Source organism: Bradyrhizobium algeriense (assembly GCF_003062295.1).
In the GTDB taxonomy this organism is placed as follows: domain Bacteria; phylum Pseudomonadota; class Alphaproteobacteria; order Rhizobiales; family Xanthobacteraceae; genus Bradyrhizobium; species Bradyrhizobium algeriense.
In genome coordinates this window covers 1-19,306 of sequence record NZ_PYCN01000057.1, presented here as the reverse complement: position 1 = coordinate 19,306, position 19,306 = coordinate 1, and the positions used below count along the sequence as shown (strand labels likewise).

At 59.5% G+C, this 19,306-nt stretch carries 17 protein-coding genes and 2 pseudogenes; 10 read left to right on the top strand and 9 right to left on the bottom strand.

Going from position 1 to position 19,306, the window contains the following annotated elements; translation table 11 throughout:
* Positions 1-212, top strand: a pseudogene (locus C7G61_RS40070) (IS110 family transposase); the annotation flags it as partial.
* A gap of 584 nt (positions 213-796) precedes the next feature.
* Here the strand turns inward: C7G61_RS40070 and C7G61_RS40065 are convergent.
* From C7G61_RS40065 to C7G61_RS40040, 6 genes are all read right to left on the bottom strand, one after another.
* Complete coding sequence (locus C7G61_RS40065; protein ID WP_108523090.1) at positions 797-1,984, bottom strand: CaiB/BaiF CoA transferase family protein; 1,188 nt, start codon at positions 1,982-1,984, stop codon at positions 797-799.
* A gap of 10 nt (positions 1,985-1,994) precedes the next feature.
* On the bottom strand, positions 1,995-2,702 hold the full coding sequence (locus C7G61_RS40060; RefSeq protein WP_108523089.1) for a haloacid dehalogenase type II: 708 nt from the start codon (positions 2,700-2,702) through the stop codon (positions 1,995-1,997).
* Between the two features lie 443 nt (positions 2,703-3,145).
* Positions 3,146-3,907, bottom strand: coding sequence for an SDR family NAD(P)-dependent oxidoreductase (locus C7G61_RS40055; protein ID WP_108523088.1), 762 nt, complete (start codon positions 3,905-3,907; stop codon positions 3,146-3,148).
* A 195-nt stretch (positions 3,908-4,102) separates the two neighbouring features.
* Positions 4,103-4,405 (bottom strand): YybH family protein, encoded by a 303-nt coding sequence (locus C7G61_RS40050; RefSeq protein WP_274542314.1) that lies wholly within the window; start codon positions 4,403-4,405, stop codon positions 4,103-4,105.
* 455 nt (positions 4,406-4,860) lie between these two features.
* Positions 4,861-5,829 carry an NADPH:quinone reductase gene (locus tag C7G61_RS40045; RefSeq protein ID WP_108523087.1) on the bottom strand — a complete coding sequence of 323 codons (969 nt, stop codon included), beginning with the start codon at positions 5,827-5,829 and terminating at the stop codon, positions 4,861-4,863.
* A 146-nt stretch (positions 5,830-5,975) separates the two neighbouring features.
* The gene (locus C7G61_RS40040; protein WP_108523086.1) at positions 5,976-6,551 is read right to left on the bottom strand and encodes a hypothetical protein; all 576 of its coding nucleotides are present in this window, start codon (positions 6,549-6,551) and stop codon (positions 5,976-5,978) included.
* A gap of 214 nt (positions 6,552-6,765) precedes the next feature.
* On the opposite strand from C7G61_RS40040, the gene C7G61_RS40035 reads away from it, so the two are divergent.
* Entirely contained in the window at positions 6,766-7,074 is a 309-nt protein-coding gene (locus tag C7G61_RS40035) for a DUF1330 domain-containing protein (protein ID WP_108523085.1), read from the top strand.
* A 172-nt stretch (positions 7,075-7,246) separates the two neighbouring features.
* On the opposite strand, the gene C7G61_RS40030 is transcribed toward C7G61_RS40035, so the two are convergent.
* On the bottom strand, positions 7,247-9,040 hold the full coding sequence (locus C7G61_RS40030; RefSeq protein ID WP_274542313.1) for an adenylate/guanylate cyclase domain-containing protein: 1,794 nt from the start codon (positions 9,038-9,040) through the stop codon (positions 7,247-7,249).
* A gap of 237 nt (positions 9,041-9,277) precedes the next feature.
* A complete protein-coding gene (locus C7G61_RS40025; RefSeq protein ID WP_108523091.1) occupies positions 9,278-11,029 on the bottom strand; it encodes an adenylate/guanylate cyclase domain-containing protein in 1,752 nt (583 codons plus the stop codon).
* Between the two features lie 434 nt (positions 11,030-11,463).
* Here C7G61_RS40025 and C7G61_RS40020 point away from each other — a divergent pair, with 434 nt between their 5' ends.
* The 4 genes from C7G61_RS40020 (at position 11,464) to C7G61_RS45300 (ending at position 15,259) form a co-directional block, all read left to right on the top strand.
* Positions 11,464-12,531: an SDR family oxidoreductase gene (locus C7G61_RS40020; RefSeq protein WP_108523084.1), complete on the top strand. Its 1,068-nt coding sequence runs from the start codon at positions 11,464-11,466 to the stop codon at positions 12,529-12,531.
* Between the two features lie 139 nt (positions 12,532-12,670).
* Entirely contained in the window at positions 12,671-13,039 is a 369-nt protein-coding gene (locus C7G61_RS40015) for an ABC transporter permease (protein ID WP_108523083.1), read from the top strand.
* 108 nt (positions 13,040-13,147) lie between these two features.
* The gene (locus C7G61_RS40010) at positions 13,148-14,506 is read left to right on the top strand and encodes a phenylacetate--CoA ligase family protein (protein ID WP_108523082.1); all 1,359 of its coding nucleotides are present in this window, start codon (positions 13,148-13,150) and stop codon (positions 14,504-14,506) included.
* Positions 14,507-15,118: 612 nt separating this feature from the next.
* Positions 15,119-15,259 carry a hypothetical protein gene (locus tag C7G61_RS45300; RefSeq protein WP_190242222.1) on the top strand — a complete coding sequence of 47 codons (141 nt, stop codon included), beginning with the start codon at positions 15,119-15,121 and terminating at the stop codon, positions 15,257-15,259.
* Positions 15,260-15,633: 374 nt separating this feature from the next.
* Here C7G61_RS45300 and C7G61_RS40005 read toward each other — a convergent pair whose 3' ends face one another.
* The gene (locus C7G61_RS40005; RefSeq protein ID WP_190242221.1) at positions 15,634-16,056 is read right to left on the bottom strand and encodes a cupin domain-containing protein; all 423 of its coding nucleotides are present in this window, start codon (positions 16,054-16,056) and stop codon (positions 15,634-15,636) included.
* 177 nt (positions 16,057-16,233) lie between these two features.
* Here C7G61_RS40005 and C7G61_RS40000 point away from each other — a divergent pair, with 177 nt between their 5' ends.
* From C7G61_RS40000 to C7G61_RS39985, 4 genes and pseudogenes are all read left to right on the top strand, one after another.
* On the top strand, positions 16,234-17,013 hold the full coding sequence (locus C7G61_RS40000; RefSeq protein ID WP_190242220.1) for a GntR family transcriptional regulator: 780 nt from the start codon (positions 16,234-16,236) through the stop codon (positions 17,011-17,013).
* Positions 17,014-17,059: 46 nt separating this feature from the next.
* Positions 17,060-17,593: a methyltransferase family protein gene (locus C7G61_RS39995; protein WP_108523079.1), complete on the top strand. Its 534-nt coding sequence runs from the start codon at positions 17,060-17,062 to the stop codon at positions 17,591-17,593.
* Between the two features lie 124 nt (positions 17,594-17,717).
* Positions 17,718-17,807 (top strand): annotated as a pseudogene (locus C7G61_RS39990) (IS5/IS1182 family transposase); the annotation flags it as partial.
* A gap of 211 nt (positions 17,808-18,018) precedes the next feature.
* On the top strand, positions 18,019-19,059 hold the full coding sequence (locus C7G61_RS39985) for a serine hydrolase domain-containing protein (RefSeq protein ID WP_190242219.1): 1,041 nt from the start codon (positions 18,019-18,021) through the stop codon (positions 19,057-19,059).
* Positions 19,060-19,306 lie beyond the last annotated feature (247 nt).

Sequence of the window (19,306 nt, the reverse complement as noted above, 5' to 3'; positions counted from 1 at the left end):
TGCAAGCCGCGTGGGTCGTGCTGGTCAAGGTCAAGTGTTGGGAGCGCTATGGCCTCAAATCTTGGATCGAAGCCGCCAAGAAACGATTGCACCACAACGTGCTGGCGATTGCGCTCGCCAACAAGCTGGCCCGGATCGCCTGGGCGGTTCTCAACAAGGGACGCGCCTTCGAATACGTCAAGACGGCGGAGACGGCGTCCCGACCTGCCTGATCCTCGCGCCGTGCTCGGGGCCGTCAAGGCGCAGCCTGGCAGCGGTAGCGCAAGACGTCAGGACAGCACGACGGCCGGCCTTGACGGCCCTTGCGCGCGGCGCGTCTGCGCGCGCAGGCCGGGACGAAGGAACGACCGCCAGGCACGAACAAAGGAACAGGGCGAAGCGAGGCGCTATCGATGACGTAACCAACAACACCCCTTACCCGCCGAGGTCTGCGAGAGGATGAGACCACGATGGAGGATCGGTCTTCCCGGCGCATGCGAACACTGGTGACCCAAATGGCCCATTCGAGGCCTGTCCGCTAACCAGCTCGCGTGCGCGCTGATATCCATGATGGCCCGGAGCACCACACGCTCCAATCAGAGGCCGGATACATTGATGCAGGACCGCATCTGCCAGGTTGACGAAACCTCTTGCAACGCGCGGCCGGACCATACATTCGGGTCAAAATGCGAAATACTCTGTGCAAGCAGATGTTCTCCGCTTCGCCTCCAAACTCGGACATTGCTCGATGCGATCGGCGCTTCGCATTTGTGCCATGAGCCGACATTCGGCGCAATCAGCGGTCGGCTCATCAGCGCTAAATTACTCCCTCGCGTCCCAACAGGAGCACGTCTTCGCTGGTATAGCCGAGAAGCTTGGTGAGCACTTCGCGCGTGTGCTCTCCGAGCCTTGGAGGGGCACTGTAGGTATCGAGGGCTGTCTCGCTCAGATGGATGACGCTCTTAACTCCCTTCACGGTGCCGGCACTCGAGTGCGGCATCTCGGCAATCATGCCGCGTGCCTTCAAGATCTCGCCATCGCAGACCTCTGCGACTGTGCGAATGGCTCCGCAGGGCACGCCGCTGTCATCAAACCGCTTGAGCCAGTCGTTTCGTGAACGTTGCTTGATCACGGCCTGTACGAGCGGGACCAACGTATCCCGGTTCCGCACTCGGTCGGGCGCACTTGCGTATCGTGGGTCGTCCCTTAGCCCTTCCATGCCTGCCGCGGCACAGAAACGACGCCATAAGTCGTCATTCGCGACGCCGATATTGATCCAGCCATCGGAGACCTCGAAAGTCTCGTAAGGGACTATGGTGGCATGTTCATTGCCCCGACGCCTGGGCGAATTGCCCGTTGCGAAATAAATGCTCGCATTGAAAGTCAGAAGGGCTGCAACCGCCTCGTACATCGAGACATGCACCCGCTGCCCGCGCCCGTCGATCTTAGCAGCATAGAGGGCCGCTAGGATGCCTTGCGCTGCGGTGAGCCCGGAAACGAGATCAGCGATGGAGGTGCCGACCTTGTGTGGTGGTCCGTCACGCGGCCCGGTCAGATCCATAATGCCGGCCTCGCCCTGGACGATCACATCATAGCCGGCTCGATCCTTCTGGGGTCCGGTATCGCCAAAGTCCGAGATGGAGCAATAGATCATCGACGGGCGTCGAGCCCTAACTGCCTCGTAACCGAAGCCCAACCGTTCCATCGCAGCGGGCCGAAAGTTCTCAACCAGCACATCTGATACGTCCACGAGCCGCCAGAGAACCTCCTTGCCACGTTCGTTCTTCATATCGAGTGTAATGCTCTTTTTGTTGCGGTTGACAGAGAGAAAGTAGGCCGCTTGGTCCCCCTGAAAAGGCGGTGCGAAGGCGCGGGTATCGTCGCCTTCACGAGGGCGCTCAACCTTAATTACCTCTGCCCCGAGATCACCGAGCAGCATGGTACAGTACGGCCCCGAAACCACTCTTGTGAGGTCAAGGATACGGACGCCTTCGAGAGGTCGCATGGCCTGCCCCTTACGTGAGCGTGGCGGCTAGCTCGGCGAAATTCGCTAAAATAAGATCAGATTGGTGCGGTGTCTGGCCGAATGGCCGCTTCCGTCGGTCGATAAACACGGTCCGCATGCCGTACGATTTTGCGCCAATACAGTCGAACGCGTGGTTAGCAACGAACAGAATGTTAGAGCGGTCGTAACCAATGATCTCCTCGGCTTTTGCATAGGCCTTCCAGTGTGGCTTGAAATAACCAGCCTCCTGCACCGAAATGACGTGATCGAACGAAAAACCGATGTGAGGTCCGGCCGCCTTCAGCATGTCGCGGTCACCATTCGATAGAATCGCGAGCTTGTATCCCTTGAATTGAAGCTTTTCGAGAGCGGCTACGACATCTGGAAATGGCTTAAGTTTCTCGATCTCGCTCACGAGCCAAGTCACCTCCTCCTGAGTGTAGGTGATGCCGCAGCGGTCCATAACGAATGAGACAGCGCGATGTCCGATCTCCCGGTACGGCGTATGCCCGCGATCGCATAGCGCGTCGATCATCGAGTTCTCGAAGTGCGTGCGGCGCCACCAGGTAACGAAACTGTTCGGCTTTCCACCCCAGCCCTTCTCTTTCAAGAAGGGCGTGACGACCTCCGTAAGCCCCCTCTGCATGTCAACGATGGTGCCGTATTGATCGAATGCCAGCGCCTTGATTTCGCGCCGGAGAATGTCACCCGTTTCCATCGTGCGTCACTCCGCTCGCTCGGGTGAGAGGATCCGTTAACGCTGCGGAACACACGGAAAGATATCGCATAGAGATCAGTTAGCAAGCAGCCCGGATTTCGCTGCGCTCAGTCCGACGACACGGCCGATTGGAAATTGAGACAGTAATTCTGCCGGATAAAGAGGCCACCCGCCGGATACCGAGTGACCTGACGTGATGTTGGGCGCCACAGCATCTATGTCGCATTTGGGTCATTCGCATCAGTTTCGCGATTATTGAAGTCCGGTTCGCCCTCAATTGCGGTTATTGGCGTGCAGCGCAGCGAACGACGCGAAGGGGCCATTGGACTAAACTGCTCGCGCGGTAGGGTACTGCTCGGGCGAGCGGTTTAGTCCCATGACCCGGAACCGACATCGGAGTGGTGCGCCTGGGGCGCAGGAAATCAGTGGTCTGCGCATTACGCTTAATACTGCACCCGATTTGTCAACGCCCCATCCACCACTAAGTGCGCCCCTGTGATGAAGCTCGCGCGGGGGCTAGCAAGAAACACGGCGGCGTTGGCCACCTCCTCGGGCTTGGCCAAGCGGCCCCACGGGTTCTTGGATAGGGCGGTCTTGAAGCGGTCGGGCATGTTCCGCTCGATCCTGTGCCACACGCCACCCTCGAAATAGACGTTGCCGGGTGACACTGTGTTTACGCGAATGTGCTTGCCGGCCAGCGTGCTCGCCATGCGTGAAGCGTAGTGTATAAGCGCCGCCTTGAACGTACCGTAAGCCGGGCTGGCCGGATCGAACTCGAAACCTGAGACCGATGAGATCACGACGATCGATCCGGCATCCGACTTTTCGATCCACCGCAACGCCGCCTCAACCGTCCGTACTGTGTGCATCATGTCGATCTCAAACGTGTTTTTCCACGCGCTCTCAGCGCGGTCCATGTCGAGCGCGCTGACGTTGGCCACCGCAATGTCAAGGCCGCCGAGCCGTTCGCCCGAGCGCTGGATCCAACCTTCGAGCGAGGCCCTATCGCGCACGTCGAGCGCTTCCCCCATGGCCGAAACGCCCTTGCCCTTAAGCGCCTCCACCGCCGTCGCAACCTCGGCCTCGTTGCGCGCGCAGATCGAAACATGACAGCCCTCATCCGCCAGCAGTTCGGCTATCGATCGCCCAATTCCCTTGCTCCCGCCCGTGACAATGGCCCTGCGGCCTCTGAGCTTAAGATCCATGGCGCTCCCTCGTCATTGCGTCTCGCGGATCACGCGCGAGCACGACACAACCGTCAGTCCGCAACTGAATTCTAGTCACCTACCTGCTCAAACCCAATGCCCTTCGAGTACGGCAGAATTGGCACTTAGCGGTCTTCAAAGACTTCGGCATCTGCGCGGCGGTGCCGCGGGTAGTAATCGAACGGGATTGCACGTCTACTTTGCTGGCGTTTTTGGAATGGTCGACATCATCCGAACTTTCCATTTTCCGTCCGCGCGCACGTAAGTCGCGGTGCTGTAGCCGCTAATCTCGATGACTCTTCCGTTCTGGTTTTTGCCAGTGGTCCGGAATTGGCCAATTGCAACCGCGGTTTCGGCTCCGACAGGCCAAACATCATCCACGCTTATCTCCAGGTAATTCAATCCAGCCTTGAACGAGCCTCGATAGAACTCTTCAATATCGGTTCGTGGTCCTGCTGGGCTGATGTGGACCCCGCCGTCCGCGTAAAGCGCAGCAATCCCTGCCGCATCCTATCTATTGAAGCTCTCCGCGTATGCGGAGCCGATCTTCTCCACCTCCCGCCTCAGGCTATAGGGCATTCCTGCACTCCCACGCTCGGCTTCGGCTGGTGTGACTGGAAATCCTAGTGGCGTTGCGCCGCAAGGGAAAGCGGCCAATAGCCTCCGGCTCAACCCAGTGCCGTGTCCGCTAAGGGTCTTGGTCGCGTAATTGGCCGGATCACGGCGACTTCCGCTCTACCCCGGTGAACGGACATTCTCAGGATAGGCGGGCATGTCTCAAAGGTGGCAAACACAGACGTGCCGATCTGGCCTTGCGGAGCTAGACCTTCTCACTATCGAAGAAGGGTGAGACCCGCGGTACGGTCACGTCATCACAACTCGGCAATAGGCCAGCCATTGAGCAATGATGCTTCGTGACCAGTGACAACATTTCCTTGCTGAACCTTCTCGCCTTAAGCCATTTTGACGATGACGTTGCCGATCGTTCCTTGCTCGACGGCCTCGTGCGCGGCGGCGGTTTCCGTAAGCGAGAATGTTGGCCCTATGCGACTCGCGATCTTGCCTAGTTCGAGCGCCCGGGTGATGCCAGTCACTGCACGATCACGCTGTAGGGGATCGAGCTGATAAACTAGGAAGAATTGCAGCAACACCGAGTTCGTGAGGCAGAAGAAAGCGGGAACGGTCGCCTCGGCACCCGTGCCGTAAACGATGACGCTACCTTTCGGCCGCAGCACAGCCGGAATCAATTTTGCATTGGCGGACAGGTCCATTTCGATGATGGCATCGACGCCGCGTTTGCCAGTGATCTCGGCAACAAGCTCTCCAACATCCTCGCGCTTGTAGTCGATGCAATGATCGGCGCCGGCTTGGCCGGCAGCTGTGGCCTTGTCCGGCGACGAAATTGTTGTGATGACGGTCGCGCCTCGAGCTTTGGCGAGCTGGATCGCAAACTGACTTACCGATCCGGCACCGCCTGAAACCAACACGGTCGTGTTGCTGTTCGCACAAGCTAACTCAACGGCGTGAAAGGCCGTCATGGCGGGAATTCCGAGCGTGGCTCCTTGCTCGAAACTTACATTGTCGGGCAAACGCACCGCTTGTTCGGCTGGCAATACGATGAATTCTGCAGCCGTGCCGAACGGGCGCTGCCACTGCCCATTCCAAACCCATACCCGTTCGCCTACACGTGACTCCGAAACGCCGGCACCTACCGCCTCGATCACACCCGCACCATCGCTGTGGGGGATCACACGCGGAAACGCCAGCTTGCGCAGTCCGCGGCTTTTTACGTCGGAAGGATCGACGCCGGACGTGTGCAGACGCACGCGCACCTCGCCGGCACCTAGATTGGGGGTTTCGATTTCGCCCACGCGCAACACGACGCGCGCGGGGCCGTTGGCTTCGTAGAACGCGGCACGCATTTCTCTTATTCCTTCTTACCTGGCGCGTAACGTGGCGGTAGATCTCCGCGCAGCCCTGAACGAGGGAGGCCATTCTCCTACGCGCTGCCGGGCCTCGGCCTTTTTCGGTGCCAATTCCGGACCCAAGATGTTAGTGCTCGTCATCCTCAAACGATGGCCGCTTTGTTCTCTTCCATCCGCCTGAGGAAACGGTCGATTGGTCGCAAGGCCTCAATAGCTGGAATACTCTCGCAGGCTTGGATGTCCGAGCACCAAGGATAGGGCAAAGCCGCGAGCCATTGCATGATTGGTTCCGACTCCTCGACCGGAAGCACGCACATAACTTCGATGTCGATCACGAGCTTCTTCACGCGCCCATCATCGTCCGAACCGAAATGCCAGCTATAATGTCCGCATCCAACACGAACTGCGCCGCCTTGCCTTGCCGACAGCCCGAGCAGCCAATCGCAACGGAAATGCGGTAGGTAATCTATATTGGGACGCGAGAGGCAAAATGTGCGCACATTCTCGTACTGGTCACCGAAGTTTGTGACCAATACCTCGGTAATTTGCCGTAGCCCCCTTGCCGAGCTTGGAAACGAGATGGCGTCGGTTTTTACGGCCATTTCCAGTTCGCAGTCTCCCGCGAAGGCGTGCTTCATCAATTCAGGACGGTTGCTGTCTTTAGCGAAGATATAGGTGCTTATCGCATCGGTGGCATTGATGGCAGTGGATCGGTTCATTCGGTTACCCTCCACACGTTCAGGCCGCGCCTTTGCGCCACGGGCAATTGAAGCGGACAAAGCCACGGGAGACAAGGCCCCCGAACGTCCGAGAAGGGTCAAACGCGCCGCTGCGTCCGCTTTCCCACGATGACCGGAAATCGCCAGTTCGATCTGTCACGTCATATCTTTACCGCCGTTTCTCCGCTATCGTAACAACAGAAGGAGTACGGCAATGGCTAAAGGATACTGGGTGGCGTTCGCGGATGTACACGACCCTGAGGGCTACAAGGCTTACGTCACAGAGAACGCCAAGGCATTCCGAAAATACGGGGGCCGCTTTCTGACACGTGGTGGGCCCTATGAAGCCCCCGAAGGTAAGCCAAGATCACGCACTGTCGTAATTGAGTTTCCAACATATCAAGCGGCGCTCGAATGCTACCGGTCGCCGGAGTATGCTAAAGCCATGGCGCTGAGGCAGGGCAAGTCGATAATGGACCTCTCGATAGTAGAAGGATACGCCGGTCCGCAGCCTATGGATTGAGTAGTTCCGTTGTGGGTCAATCGCGTAGTTTTGACGGTTGGCTAGCCACTTCCGATCCACCCCAATCAGCGGACATTCGCAGGGTACGTCGGCAGGTCTCAAACGTGCCATTAGCGGAAGTCGCATTCATTCGATCACCTCCTCGCCATGGAAGAGCACTTGGCTGCGATGGTCATTCGGGCAGCCCGGCTTGCCGCAATCCTTCTTGGTATCGCGCGAGATCTTCGGCACGCCGATAAGGCCCCAGCAAGGCTTTGAGACTGGAAACACGTTGCGCGGGATCGAGTTGCCGCAGCCGAGCCACTGCCTTATGTGCTTGCTCCGGCCGTCCGGCCATTGCGTTGCTTGCGGCATCGATGCGTAATCCAGGTTGAAAGTCCGGATCGTCCTGCAATGCCATTGTCGCCCACGATGCCGCTTCGTCATAGCGGCCCAGGAAGAAATGTGCATGCGCGGTCCCGCTTCGCATTCTTGTTACCCGCGGATCAAGTGGGCTCAGGCGCATGGCACGCGCGAAGCGCTCAATCGCCGGTTCCGGCTCGCCGAGAAAGTTTTTTACCCAGCCGCCGTAAAACCATGCCTCGGCCAAATTGGAATTGAGCCCCAGCGCACGATCGATCAAGGCGGCGCCTACCCCGAGATCGCGAACAACAAACGCTAACGCCCACCCGCCGGCGGCGAGCGCGATCGCGTCATCCTTACCCAACTCAACCGCCCGCCGGGCGAGCCTGGTCACTTCGGCAATCTCGTTCGCTGTGTCTGAAAACCAACCACTGCCCTTGCCATAGGCGTAGCACGAGGCGGCGCGAGCGTAGGCGGATGCAAATTCTGGATCGAGCTCGATCGCGCTGTTGAACAGGCGCAACGCCTCGGTGTTCGCTTGCCGGCTAGCAAACTGATAAAGCCTGGCCAAACCACGTAAATAGAGGGCATAGGCGTCGAGACTCTCGGTCGGCTTGCGCTTGGCACGCTCGATCTCGGCCTTTTCCACCGCTGGCGCGATCGCCCCGACAACGCTCTCAGTCACCTGGTCCTGCAGATCGAAGGTGTCGCCGAGCCCACCATCAAACCGCTCTGCCCAAAGATGTGCCCCAGTGGCGGTATCGACGAGCTGTCCCGTGATGCGCACTCGGTTGGCGGCTTTCCGGACGCTGCCTTCCAGCACGTAGCGCACCCCAAGCTCGCGCCCGACCTGCTTCACATCGACGGCGCGCCCCTTGTATGTGAAACTCGAGTTGCGGGCGATGACGAACAGCGCCTTGAAATGAGATAGCGCCGTGATGATGTCATCGACCATTCCATCAGCAAAGTAGTCCTGTTCCGGATCACCGCTCATGTTGGTGAATGGCAGAACAGCAATGGAGGGTTTGTCAGGGAGAGCGAGAGGTTGAGCCGTCTCGATCGCAGGCTTTGCCGGCTCTGTCGCGCGAGCGTTGTTATCTAGTCGCACGCGCCAAGCCCGCATCGGATCAGCGATGTTTTTCAAGCTTTGCGAGCCCATATCGTCAAAGGCGATATCGACCTTGCCGCGAATTTGCCGGTGAGCGTCGTCGGAGATGCAGACGCCGCCCGGTTCTGCGATCCCTTCGAGACGTACCGCAATGTTGACCCCATCACCAAAGATATCGTCCTCTTCGATGATAATATCACCGACGTGAATGCCGATGCGGAGTTCGATCCGCTTGTCCGCCGGCACATCGATATTTTGTTCGGCCACACTGCGTTGAATTTCGTCGGCACATCGCACGGCGTCGACCACGCTGGCGAACTCAACGAGGGCGCCGTCCCCCGTATTCTTGACGATACGTCCGTGACGTTCAACGACTTTGGGATCGAAAAGCGTCTTTCTAAGAGCTTTCAGCCGCTCCAGCGTGCCTTCTTCGTCGATCCCCATCAAGCGGCAAGAGCCCGCGACATCCGCCGCCAGAATAGCTGCCAGTCGCCGCTCTACGTGCTCGCTGCTCAAGATGCACCCCCATTCTCGGGGAAGGGGTATGCCTATATAGCAGGATTGTGGGCCGATGTCCGGCTATGCGCATGTCCGAAACGGGTCAATCGCGTCGGTTTGGCCCTCCGTCGCTGACTTCCGGTCTTCCCCCGGAAGCGGACACCGTCACGGCCGGTCGGCATGTCTCAAACGTGCCATGAACAGACATCAGGCCACAAATTCTGACGGGTCATTCACGCCGATGGAGAACGCCGATCACTCCGGCAGTCCTGCCTTGCGCAGTCCGTCCAAGTGAGCAGCGAGGTGGTCCGACCTGTACGGCAACAGGTCTTTGAGGGCCGACAGAGTGATATCCGGGAACAACTCTCGGAGATGGAAGATCATCCTATTCGCTTCCCCAATCCGGCCAAGCTTTCCGCAGGCTGCCGCTCCCAGGCGCAGGCCAGGCTGATAATCGGGATCAACCTGCAACGCAGCCAGCGCGGACGCCGCGGCTTCCTCGTATCTCCCGGACACAAAATGCGCGTTGCCAATGGCCGTGTACATCTGGTGGATCAGCGGATCGCGCGGACTGAGACGCACGGCGCGTTGTGCGTGCGCGATTGCCAGCTCAGGTTCACCGAGCCAAACGCGTGCAAATGCACTCATCCACCACGCCATCGCTTCGTTGGGGTTGATGTCCAGCGCCCGATCAATCAGCGCCGCGCCGAGTTGGGGATCCCGAAGATCGAAGGCAGTTGCCCATCCAGCTGTAGAAAGTGCCACCGGATCATCTTTGCCGAGCTGCGCTGCCTGTCGGGTGAGATGTGCCAGCTCATGCAGGTCTCCGGTCCGATCATCGGTCCATCCCCACACGCGCCGTCGATGGCGACAGTAAGCGGCCATCCCATAAGCCGCCGCGTAATTCGGATCGAGATCGACCACCTTCATGAAAAGCTTCAGGGCATCTTCGTTTCCCTGGCGCGTATGCAAGTGAAATCGGGAAAGCCCGCGCAGAAAGTAATCATAGGCGTCCAGGTTTTCCGTCGGCTTGCGATTTGCACGCTCGATCTCTGCTTTTCGAAGGCGCGGCTGGATGGCCCCGACTACATTCGCCGTGACCTGGTCTTGAAGATTGAACACGTTCTCGAGGCTACCATCGAACCGGTCCGCCCAAAGGTGCGTGCCCGTGGCGCAGTCGATGAGCTGGCCCGTGATCCGGACCATACCCGCAGCCTTGCGAACGCTGCCCTCTAGGGCATAGCGCACCCCCAGCTCGCGCCCAATCTGCTTCACGTCGGTGGCTTTGTTCTTATATGTAAATGTCGAATTGCGAGCGATGACCATAAGCCAGGAAAACCGCGAAAGGGCGGTGATAATGTCTTCGACCACGCCGTCCGCAAAATACTCTTGCTCGGGATCACCGCTCATGTTCTCGAACGGCAGCACGGCGATGGAGGGCTTGTCCGGGAGACCCGGGGCCGCACTCAGCCGATCGATCAGCGCGCTGTGCGCTCCCGCGCGTACAGCAAAAGCGCGGACCGGCTTGGAGATGTTCTTGAGCTGCTGTTCGCCCCGGTCCTCGAAGTCAACGTCCAGCTTGCCCTCGACCTCGCTGTACACCTTCTCGGAAATCAAGATGCCGCCCGGATCGGCGGCCCCCTCCAGCCGGACAGCAATGTTGATCCCGTCGCCAAATAGATCGCCGTCAGCCCCGACGATAACCTCCCCGAGATTGACCCCAATGCGTAGCTTAAGGGAGCTTCGGCCTGAGGCGATGCTTTCCTGTATCTCCACCGCGCATCGCACCGCAGCCGACGGACTTGCGAACTCGGCCAACGCGCCGTCACCCGTGGTCTTGATCAGTCGCCCGTCGTGGCGGTAGAGGCCAGGCTCGATTACTTCGCGCTTCAGCCGCTCGAACTCGGCGTAGGTGGCTTCCTCAGCGCGTTGCATCAACGCAGAGTAACCGACCACGTCGGCAGCCAAGATCGCCGCTAGTCTTCTTTGAACCCGCTGCTCGGTCACAGCGCCCTCCGAACGGTCAGACCAATCACGCCGCTGGGACAAGGAGGAGCTTAGCACTTTGTCAAAGGACGTGAGCGGCAAATGCAGGAGAGCCCAAATTGCCTCAAGCGGCATTTTGCGGGACCCGTTGCACGGCTGCAATGAGCGTGCGTCAACTGGGGAGGTCCGAGTTGGGTCATTCGCGTCGGTTTAGCCGCATGTCAGCAATTTCCGATCGACCCCTAACAGCCGACATGTGACGAACGCTGGTTTTCGTCGGTATGGGCTAGACTCGGACATCAGCCGCTCACTCGATCACCTCGTCGGCGAGCTCGAGGAGGTTGTCCGGGATATTCAGGCCCGAGCGCGCCGGTGCCCGCCAGGCAGCGTCCCCAATGCAGGCGACAAGAGCCTTGGACACGGCTACCATCGTAGTCGCAAGGAATCTGGCACACATGGGTGAGCAAAAAGAGGCCGTAGTCGTCGGAGCGCTCGGGGTGATCGGACGCTACATCGTCGAGCGGCTGCTCAGGCAGGACGATTGGTCCGTCATCGGTCTGTCGCGTCGCGCGGCCGACGCCGTGCCCCGCTACCGCCACATCAGTGTTGATCTACTAGACCGTGAGGACGCGGCGGCGAAGCTCGCCGGCCTGACGGAAGCCACGCACGTCTTCTACGCGGCGTTTCAGCCTGCGGCGGGCGCCGCCGCGGGCTATGCGTCGAACATCGCTCCAAACCGCGACATGCTGGTCAACGCCGTGACCGCGATCGACAGCGCGTCGTCCGCGCTGCGCCGCGTGGTGCTGGTCACCGGCACAAAATACTATGGCTCACACCTCGGGCCATTCAAAACACCGGCACGAGAGAGTGACCCGCGCCACATGGGTCCCAACTATTATTTCGAGCAGATCGACTGGCTCGCCGCCTTCCAGCGCGGCAAGCGCTGGGACTGGGTGGAGCTGCGGCCGCAGACCTTATGCGGCTTTGCTCCGGGCACGCCGATGAGTCTGGCGCCGGCGATCGCGATCTACGCCGCGATCAGCAAGGAGCTTGGGTTGCCGCTGCGTTTCCCGGGAAAGCCTGGCGCCTATACATCGATCTACCAGGTCACCGAATCCGCGCACTTCGCCAACGCGTCGCTCTGGGCGGCGAGCACGCTTCGCTGCGGGCTCGAAGCTTTCAACATCACCAACGGTGACTATTTCCGCTGGAAGAATCTGTGGCCGAAGCTCGCGGCCGCTTTCGATATGCCAGCCGGCGACGTGCAGACGATAAGCCTTACCGCACACATGGTAGACAACGCACCACTCTGGCGCGTCATGACAGAGAAATATGGGCTGAAGCCCTACGCCTACGATGAGCTCGTGGCCTGGCCCTTTGCCGATTACGTCTTCAGTTGCGACTGGGACGTGATGTCCGACGTTACTAAATCGCGCCACTTCGGCTTCCACGATGTGGTCGATAGCGAAGAGATGTTCGTGCGACTCATGCGCGAGTTCCGCGCGGAGCGGATCGTTCCCTGAGACCCATCGCCGCAAATCGGCAGCCCTAGGGTAGGCTAACTAAACCTAGCGCAGCAGGAAGCAACTTCTTTTTTCTGTGCGGCCGAATGAAATACCCTGCGGTGCAGCCCGTGCTGTGGCTCCTGCTCTTGGCGAGGTGATGGCACAAGTCCGTGGTGTGTCGCCCGGAAACCTGCGCTACCTTGATTTCCTGTCCGCCGGCATCCTCGCGCGAAGCGTCCTGTTCGTCGTGATCTTCTATGGCATCACGGCGATCTGGGAGCGCGATCTCGGCGTGCTCCAGCGCTACCTCGTCAGCCCGCCGCCCCCTTTCTACGCTGGTATTCGGCAAAGCCTTGTTGGCGGGTGTTCGGCCGCTGGCGAGCATTCACCGGCTCGCGCCCACGTCATTGAGGAACGACGCTGCAATCCGCAATCAGATCCTCAACGATATCAGCAAGCAAAGCCGGTCTGCGGGCACCGGGGGGTGGAGGATCACCTGTCCTGGAAAGGCGGTCAAATTCTGTGAGTTCAACGGAGCCAGGTTCTTGCGTATATCTGCGGCAATCAAGGGACGCTGGCCGGTGGGACGATGCCGTTGTCGGCCAGCTGGTTCATTCGAACATCATTGCCTACGATGAGCGAAGGCATTTTGTCAGTACTACTCGATACACGCCGGGCCAGAAGGAAAGGTCTGGCCGCAATCGCGCAGCGGCAGCGCGACCGTCTTAGCGAAATGGTGGCCTTTGCCCGCGCCAACTCGCCCTACTATCACGGGCTCTACGAGCACATTCCGCAGCGGGTCCAAGATCCGGCAATGCTGCCAGTCGTCAGCAAGCAGACGCTGATGTTGCATTTCGACGAATGGGTCACAGACCGTGAGGTGACCATCGAGACGGTGCGAGCGTTCGTCAATAGTCCGGACCTGGTCGGCGAACGCTTTCTCGGAAAGTACTCTGTGGCCACCACATCGGGAACCACGGGTGCCCCCGGCATATTTCTGTTGGATCAACGCAATTGGGCCGTGACCCTCGCCTTCTCTCTCCGGATGATGATGGGCTGGCTGAACGTTGCCGACATCCTCGGCATCCTCGCCAGTGGCGGGCGCATGGCCTTGGTGCAGGCGACCGGCGGCCACTTTATCGGCGCGACCGGCATTGCCGCGATCCGCAAGAGACGCTTGGCGCGGTCAATCCGGGCGTTTCCTGTGCAGATGCCCTTGCCGGATATGATTGCCGAACTTAACCAATTCCGCCCGGTCCTCCTCGCCGGCTACGCCAGCGTGATGGTCCTCCTTGCGGAGGAACAGGAAGCCGGCCGCCTGCAGATTCAACCCGTGCTGGTCCTCCCCACTTCCGAAGGACTTTCCGAGGACGGATACGACCGGATCGCGCGAGCATTCCATGCCAACGTCCGAACCGCTTATGTGGCCACAGAGTGTCTTTTCATGGCGATCGGCTGCGAGCGCGGCTGGCATCACGTCAACAGTGACTGGGTTGTGCTCGAGCCAGTCGATGCCGACTACCGCCCCATTCGGCCGGGCGAAGAATCACATACGGTCCTTGTTAGCAACCTCGCCAATCGGATACAGCCGATTCTCCGTTATGAGCTGGGCGACCGCATCTTACTGCGCCCCGATCCCTGTCTCTGCGGCAACCCGCTGCCGGCGATCCGCGTGCGGGGCCGCAGTGCCGACGTGCTTACTTTCTCAACGGAGCCCGGCGAGCGAGTTTCTATTCCGCCGCTGGCATTCGAGGTGGATCACATTCCGGGCGTAGGGTTGTCGCAAGTGGTGCAAAGCACTCCGACGAGTCTGCTCGTGCGATTGCGTCCCGCAGCAGGCGCTGATCCTGAGCGCGTATGGCAAGCGGTGCATGGTGAGCTGGCCCGTTTGCTCGCCGAGCATGGGCTCGGTCATGTCTCAATCGAGCGCGCCGCGGAACCACCGCAGCCGTCTTTTGGCGGCAAGTACCGCACGGTTATCCCGCTGACTTGACGCAGTTTCGCACAGAATTAGGTAAAAGGTGGCTGCCGCATCAGCGCAGGGTTGCTGCAAATCAGCGCCGGTTCGTGCAGGATGTCTACAGGTCGGCTGCCGGTCGCTTGCCGGTGTAGTTGGCGGATTTTGTCGACGCCGCGCGGCAGTAACCGCAGGATTGGGTCATTCGGCCGAAAGTCCGCTTTCCATCTGGTAACCGACCTGATGCGTTCGGCGAAGATGGTCCGGCTTGGGTCAAAAGCGCCGTTTTCGGCAGTCGGCCGGACACTTCCGGTCTTCCTCACTAACCGGACGTATTCAGTGCCAGTTGGCAGGTCTCAAACGTGCCAACAACCGACATTAGCTATGGTCAGGCGTTACCGAGCGTTTGTGCATGACGACGAAACAGGCGATGATCTTCAGCGCCCGTGCGCGTATTCAGTGCATGCCGCCGCAGATGACGCCGTCGCAACCGTAGATGACTTCGGTCAGTGCGTGATTACTTGCTCGGCTGCTTGGCGCCCACATCACTGATGGCGGTCTGTAAGGCTCTATTGATTAGACTCTCTTCATCCCGATAGTCTTCCTCCTGTTGCAGTATGTGAACGAATGCTACTTGGAAACAGCCGGGTGACACTGGTTGGACTCATCATTGCAAGCTTTGGGGTGGCCTTCATGTTTGGGGGGCACCCCGTTATTGCCACGATGCTTCTGCTTCTGCTTCTGGCCTGGGTGCTGGTGATGCTGGACGAAGACATGAAGTCTGGTTGAGCGAGTCATACAGTCGGGAACACAGGACTCATCCCGGTCGTTGGTGTATTTTGGGCCTATGCGGGTGCCGAGGCTGCGAGCCGACGGACGAGTGCCTGATAGGAGGCTGAAAACCGCCCTCGCTGTTGAAGCATGAAATGCTGGCGAATGTCCGAATGGGGTCAAAAGCGCCGTTTTGAAACTCGGCCAGTCACTTCCGGTCTACCGCCATAAGCAGACGACTCCAGGGCCACGCCGGACTTCGCGTTAGGGCCAACAGCTGACATGCGGATCCCTTTGCCCACAATCGCCTTTCGAACGAGACGTGCTGCTGCTCGCCATCTATGCCACGGTCGCACAGGCAGACGGGGGTCCCGTTGCCACGGCTCACGCTCCTACTGTGCCGGCTGCACCAGGGGCTTGCCCTTCTCGACAATAAAGACAACCATCACCTTGACGGGATTGCTCCCCGCCGAGCCCTCGTTGTGGATCGCGCTATGAGGCAATTGGAACGACTCGCCGACCTTGTAAATCTTCTCGGGCTGGCCATCGACGAGATACCAGAATTCGCCTTCTGTCACGTAGGCGAGCAACGGGCCTGGATGAGAATGTCGTCCCGACTTGAAGCCGCCAGCCAATTCGGTGATGCCGAACACAACTTCATAGTTTGAACCCGGCACATCGACCTTCCCGAGCGGCGTCCGTTTGACCGGCGATGGCTGTACTGGCGATGGCTGTACTGGCGCTTGCTGTGCATGGGCAAAGCCGCCGAGTAACGCGGCTATCACCGAACTGACGAGCAAAGATTGCTGGAGCATGGGACTTCTCCTTTTAAAAAGGGCCCCCGGCACGGACGTCGCTGCCCTTGTGGTGCCACGACCGTTGCAGTATCCTATAGCAGCTACATTGGATACAATCAATATCATTTTGGATTTAATATAGGGGTCCCAAGGTCCCAAGTATGGATACAAGAGAACATGCGGAGGATCCGAAACTTGAGTATCCAACAGCCAGACGATACAGACTTGCTGTCAGTCGCAACCTTGTCGGCGTCCATGGACACATCAGCAGAACAGCTCGTCGGCAGTCTTGCCGACCGTATTTCCGCAAAGATTGTCGCGGGCGAGTATCCGCCGGGAAGCCGCTTGCGTCAGGAAGCGCTCGCCGAGGAATTTTCGGTCAGCCGCACCCCCATCCGCGAAGCGTTGCGGCAGCTTGAGGTGAAGGGTGTGATTCAACACCGTCCGAACCAGGGCGCAATCGTGCTCGCACCGAATGCGCGTGACATCCGAGATGCCTATCAGGTTCGGGCCGAACTCGAAGGGCTCGCCATATCGTTGGCGGTCGAATGGATTACGGACGAACAGATTGAGCGCATGCGCCGCGCTCAGAAAAGATTTGCCGAAATCGTGGACAAGCTGATCGCGGCCCGGAAGTCAAACGCGAAAACTCATCTTAAAGACGTTCCGAACTGGGTCGAATCGAACGATGAATTCCATGGTGTCGTCATTGAGGCCAGCGGAAACAGACGGCTGAAACAGGTGATCCAGGATTTGCATCTTGGTTTCACCAGAAACATCATGCTCTCGGCCCTGACGATGGACGGACGGCGCATGCGCGAAAATGTGTCTCAGCATGAGGCGATCCTGAGCGCGATCAGCCGACATGATGCGATCGAGGCGCGCAAGGTGATGACACACCATATTCTGCGCTCGGGGGAACTGGCCGTGTGGTGGCTCGAAAGCCAGGCCCGATTGGGCGCTTCCGGGCGATAGTCGTTCGTCGTCGGGCACGACGGCAAACCATGAAGGGGAGGTTGGAATGAGCTCGCAGCGAGTGTCGGGAACCGCCGTGCAACGAACCATTGCCGTCCTGGGCTCGGCGGTTTTCTTCGTGGTCGCCCCATGTACGCTGGCGGGGCTCGTTCCATGGTCGATCACGGGTTGGCAACTCCGGCCGCCGTTCCTTGGTCTGGAGCTGACGCGCGGCATCGGCGCGATAATGATTCTCGCAGGCGTGCCTGGGCTCGTTGACGCATTTGCGCGTTTCGCGCTGCAGGGTCTCGGCACCCCCGCGCCCATCGCGCCGACCCGGAATCTCGTGGTGACTGGTCTCTACCGTTATGTGCGTAATCCAATATACGTCGCGGTCGTTGCCATCATCCTGGGTCAAGCGGTGCTGATGGGCGATTGGCGCCTCATCGTCTACGGCGCGCTGCTCTGGCTCGCCTTCCACGTCTTCGTCGTGGCGTACGAAGAACCCACGCTCGAGCGGACGTTTGGGAGAGAGTACGAGGCGTTCCGCGCCGCCGTCCCGCGCTGGATACCGCGGATGACCCCATGGCGGTCGAAATGATCGGTGGCCCGCGGTTGTGCGAGCCGCGGCTCGCGACCGGTCTCGGACGCTTCACCGGCGCCGCGAGCAGGCACGCTAACGGCCCTCGGAAAAGAACATCTCCCCATTGGCGAAGCGGTTGGGTTTCAGGCGCATCGCAACGCGCTACGACAAACTCGCTCGGAACTACTTCTCAGCCCTGTGCCTCGTTGCCGCCGTGGCATTCTGGCTTTAATCAATTGAGTCTGGACCCTAGCTAGGGGGCACCATGATCCGTCTTTTGCTGCTCGCGTTCCTTTCCATACTCGTTTTTGAACGCGTCGTTTTCGCGGAGTCGGGTCCAGTGTTCTCCGACACCGGTCCCGATGCGGAGGCATATGGTGCTTCGAAGGGATATCCGGTCCCCCCCTTTGAATACCCACCGTCATTTCGACAAGGTGCACCCGATGCGCACCGTTCCAAAACCAGCGACGCCATCGGTTTTGAAGCGCACGGCAGAAGAAATCGTACCAGTCTATCATTACGACGGGCGGCAGAAGGTGATCGGCGACTATCTCGATACGCACCCTGTGACCGGCCTGCTAATCGCGCGCGGTGATACGATCCTGTTCGAGCACTATCGCTATGCCCGCAGCGATCGGGATCGTTTGCTCTCGAACTCCATGGCCAAGACGATCACGGCGTTGCTGGTCGGCATTGCGGCCTCGGAAGGAGCAATCCGCTCGATCGACGATACCGCGGCAACTTATGTGCCGGAGTTGGCGGGGACGGAATACGGTGTCACGCCGTTGCGCGCGCTGCTCCGCATGTCGTCAGGTGTCGCGTTTCGCGAACAAACCTATCAGCCAGACGACGACATTATCAATTTTCATAAAGCGCTGCTGGGGAATAATCCGGTCGGTGCGATTGCCGTGCTTCGCCAAATCAACACGCGCGATGCGCCACCGAATACACGCTTCGCCTATGCCAGTTCGGAAACAGAGGTGCTCGGCCTCGTCGTCAGCCGTGCGGTCCACATGCCGCTTGCCGACTATCTTTCGACGCGGATCTGGCAAAAGCTCGGTGCCGAGTCCGACGCCGCCTGGGCCATCGATCCAACAGGGCAAGAAGTGGCTTACTGCTGCTTCATCGCCACACTACGCGACTGGGCGCGCCTCGGATTGATGTTGGCAAATGACGGCGCCTGGAACGGCCAGCAGATTGTTCCGCGGCAATGGCTTCTCGATGCGACGGCGGTGCCACAGGATAGTTACCTACGCAATACGATTGCCCAGTCCTGGGGGTACGGCTATCAGGTCTGGTTACTGCCGGGAGAGCGGCGGATGTTCCTTCTGTTGGGTATTAGTGGACAGGGTCTCTTCGTCGACCCCGAGTCGAAGCTGATCATGGTACAAACGGCGGTGCGTAAGTTGCCGGTTGGCGATCCGAAATCGCCGGAAGCTATGGCCCTGTGGTATGCGATCGTGGCGCAATACGGGCATCGTTAGATCCGCAGATAGCACGTCCGTTCCGGGTCAATCGCGTCATTTTGGCTCTCGGCCGGCTACTTCCGCTCTTCCCCTGTAAGCGGACGCCGTAATGGCCGGTCGTCATGTCTCAAAGGTGCCGATTTTGTTGCAAAAGTCGGTTGAGACCGATGGATGTTGGCCGGTCGTTTCACTAACGGCGATCGGCTTTGTCCGCCGGCTCCCCGGCGCTCTCTACTCAACTCTTACGCTACGCAACACACGGCGC

Excerpts from the sequence above, each read along its gene's own strand:
- C7G61_RS40065 (WP_108523090.1), bottom strand. The coding sequence starts at position 1,984 with ATGCGACCTCTCGAAGGCGTCCGTATCCTTGACCTCACAAGAGTGGTT.
- C7G61_RS40060 (WP_108523089.1), bottom strand. The coding sequence starts at position 2,702 with ATGGAAACGGGTGACATTCTCCGGCGCGAAATCAAGGCGCTGGCATTC.
- C7G61_RS40055 (WP_108523088.1), bottom strand. The coding sequence starts at position 3,907 with ATGGATCTTAAGCTCAGAGGCCGCAGGGCCATTGTCACGGGCGGGAGC.
- C7G61_RS40045 (WP_108523087.1), bottom strand. The coding sequence starts at position 5,829 with ATGCGTGCCGCGTTCTACGAAGCCAACGGCCCCGCGCGCGTCGTGTTG.
- C7G61_RS40040 (WP_108523086.1), bottom strand. The coding sequence starts at position 6,551 with ATGAACCGATCCACTGCCATCAATGCCACCGATGCGATAAGCACCTAT.
- C7G61_RS40035 (WP_108523085.1), top strand. The coding sequence starts at position 6,766 with ATGGCTAAAGGATACTGGGTGGCGTTCGCGGATGTACACGACCCTGAG.
- C7G61_RS40020 (WP_108523084.1), top strand. The coding sequence starts at position 11,464 with ATGGGTGAGCAAAAAGAGGCCGTAGTCGTCGGAGCGCTCGGGGTGATC.
- C7G61_RS40015 (WP_108523083.1), top strand. The coding sequence starts at position 12,671 with ATGGCACAAGTCCGTGGTGTGTCGCCCGGAAACCTGCGCTACCTTGAT.
- C7G61_RS40010 (WP_108523082.1), top strand. The coding sequence starts at position 13,148 with ATGAGCGAAGGCATTTTGTCAGTACTACTCGATACACGCCGGGCCAGA.
- C7G61_RS40005 (WP_190242221.1), bottom strand. The coding sequence starts at position 16,056 with ATGCTCCAGCAATCTTTGCTCGTCAGTTCGGTGATAGCCGCGTTACTC.
- C7G61_RS39995 (WP_108523079.1), top strand. The coding sequence starts at position 17,060 with ATGAGCTCGCAGCGAGTGTCGGGAACCGCCGTGCAACGAACCATTGCC.
- C7G61_RS39985 (WP_190242219.1), top strand. The coding sequence starts at position 18,019 with ATGCGCACCGTTCCAAAACCAGCGACGCCATCGGTTTTGAAGCGCACG.